The sequence below is a fragment of the Frankia torreyi genome (assembly GCF_000948395.1).
Classification (GTDB): domain Bacteria; phylum Actinomycetota; class Actinomycetes; order Frankiales; family Frankiaceae; genus Frankia; species Frankia torreyi.
Genome location: NZ_JYFN01000135.1, coordinates 1 through 2,297, shown reverse-complemented (window position 1 = coordinate 2,297; position 2,297 = coordinate 1). Strand labels below are relative to the sequence as shown.

Here is a 2,297-nt window from a genome sequence, read left to right as displayed (position 1 = left end):
GAGCAGGAGGTCTGGGGCGTCCTGCTGCTGCACCGGGCGTTACGGAAACTGATCCACGACACCGCGCTGGTCGAAGGGATCGACCCCGACCGGCTCTCCTTCACCCACACCGTCAAAGTCGTCCGCCGCCAAGTCGTGCGCCGGGCGCTTTTCCCCCCTCCGCCGGACGGCCCGGATCCTGGCCGCGGTGACCGCTGAGATCGCCGAACACGTCCTACCGAAACGGCTCCGCTCCCACCCCCGCGTCGTCCGACGCACCAAACGCACCCCGTTCCCCGCCAAGAAGCCGATCGACAAGCACCTCGCAGGACCGCCGCCCACCGTGGTCACAGTCCTGATCCGAACCTAAAGTTCCTGGTATTGTGCCCGTGCTCCGCGGATGGAGGGTGCGGACACGGCCGCGACACCGGGACTTCGACCGCCGGTTCCGCACAATCGTCGGTCGAACTTTGACGCATTTCCGACAACCGGCGGATGCATTCCAGGGCTTACTCTGTGAAAATACGCACCACTCGAGACGGGAAAATCCGACGGACTATTAGCCCGATGCCACCCCCTGCCGTTTCGCCCACCAGACCGTCCGGAGCCGCGACGCATGCCTGACGAGCCGATCCGCACCCTGATCGTCGACGGTGACACGCGGCTGGCCGAGAAGCAGCGCAGCTATGTCGATCAGATTCCCGGATTCGCCGTCATCGGCATCGTCCACAGCGGCGCCGAGGCCCTGGACTTCGTCTCCCGCGGTCGTCCGCATCTCGTACTGCTCGATCTCCTCCTGCCCGACACGACGGGCGTGGAGGTGTGCCGCACGCTGCGCTCCCGGGGCGCCGCGCTCGACATCATCGCCGTGACCTCGGCCAGCGACCTCGCGACGGTCCGGGCAGCGCTGTCGTACGGGGTCGTCCAGTACCTGGTGAAACCGCTCAGCGCCGCGACTCTGCGCGACCGTCTCCACCGGTTCGCGACGGCGCACCGCGAGATGGCGGCCACTCCCCCACGTCATCTCAGCCAGGGGGAGGTCGATCGCGCGCTGGCCGCGCTCCGGCCGCCGGCCACCCCGGTCGCGGACCAGCCCAAGGGCGTGTCCGCCACGACCCTCGACTCCGTCGTGGCCCAGTTACGGGCCAAGACCGTGCCGGCCTCCGCCGAGGACATCGCCGCCGCGATCGGAGTGTCTCGCGCCACGGCCCGCCGCTACCTGGAGCATCTGGCCGTCCATCGGCTGGCGATCCGCTCCCATCGCTACGGCCGGTGCGGCCGTCCCGGGAACCTGTACCGCTGGCAGGGGGCCTAGGGCTCCCTGCCACTCCAATTTAATCGACCCTCGGGTTGACATTAATCCCCGGGATTGTTACCAATGTCACGGAGATGCGGGATCATCACCGCCCCCGACGACAGGAGGGTCGATGATCGACCAATCGCAGCTGATCATCGATGGCGAGCTCGTCGCCGACGCGGGACCGACCGACGAAGCTCGTCTGCGGCGGCAACCGCTCGCCGCATCACGACCGCGGTTTCTACGTCGAGCCGACGCTGTTCGTCGACGTCGATCCCGATGCCCGCATCGCCCAGGAGGAGATCTTCGGCCCGGTGGTGACGGTGCTCCCGTTCGACGATGACGACGACGCGGTCGCGATCGCGATCGACAACGCCCACTGGCTCGCCCTGGACTCGCCGTTCGGCGGCTACAAGCAGAGCGGTCTCGGCCGGGAGAACGGCATCCCCGGCTTCGAGTCCTTCCTGGAGATCAAGACGATCGGGTACCCGCCGGCCTGATGCGAGCCGCCTGCCGGGGCCGACGTCCAGTTCACTCGTGATGAGAAGGCGCAGGTAGCGACGTGGGTAAGTTCGACGGCAGGGTCGCCTACATCACCGGGGTCGCGCGTGGCCAGGGCCGCTCGCACGCGTTACGGCTGGCCGAGGAGGGGGCCGACATCGAGCAATGGTTGAGACCTGTGGATCGGCTGGGGAGGGCGTACCTTCCCGGTGATCGAGGTTGAGGTCTCAGTCAGGCCGACGTTGACGCGTCGGTCGGGAAGGCACGCCCGTGCTCACGGTAGTACCCGAGGAGAACACGCCCGCCGATGGTCCGGCGGGCAGCCCGTCGCTGATCGATGAGATCGTCCGGGAGGGTGCCCGGCGGATGCTCGCCGCCGCCCTGGAAGCCGAGGTCGACGCCTACATCGCCGAGCTCGCCGACCAGCGTGACGCCCGTGGCCGTCGGCTGGTGGTCCGTAACGGTCACGCGCAGCCGCGGCAGGTGATGACCGCCGCCGGCGCGGTCGAGGTCACCGCAC

Annotated in this window: 2 protein-coding genes and 3 pseudogenes; all 5 read left to right on the top strand. The window is 68.4% G+C overall.

What is annotated here, in order from left to right; all coding sequences use genetic code 11:
- Nucleotides 1–198, top strand: a pseudogene (locus tag FF36_RS31165) (IS4 family transposase); the annotation flags it as partial.
- 397 nt (nucleotides 199–595) lie between these two features.
- On the top strand, nucleotides 596–1,294 hold the full coding sequence (locus FF36_RS31160; protein ID WP_044888797.1) for a response regulator: 699 nt from the start codon (nucleotides 596–598) through the stop codon (nucleotides 1,292–1,294).
- Between the two features lie 179 nt (nucleotides 1,295–1,473).
- Nucleotides 1,474–1,776, top strand: a pseudogene (locus FF36_RS31155) (aldehyde dehydrogenase family protein); the annotation flags it as partial.
- 62 nt (nucleotides 1,777–1,838) lie between these two features.
- Nucleotides 1,839–1,937 (top strand): annotated as a pseudogene (locus FF36_RS34775) (SDR family mycofactocin-dependent oxidoreductase); the annotation flags it as partial.
- A gap of 110 nt (nucleotides 1,938–2,047) precedes the next feature.
- A partial coding sequence (locus FF36_RS31150) for a transposase (protein WP_044888795.1) occupies nucleotides 2,048–2,297 on the top strand: 250 nt, incomplete at its 3' end.

Bases quoted from the DNA above. Each gene is read 5' to 3' on its own strand.
- FF36_RS31160 (WP_044888797.1), top strand. From the start codon at position 596: ATGCCTGACGAGCCGATCCGCACCCTGATCGTCGACGGTGACACGCGG.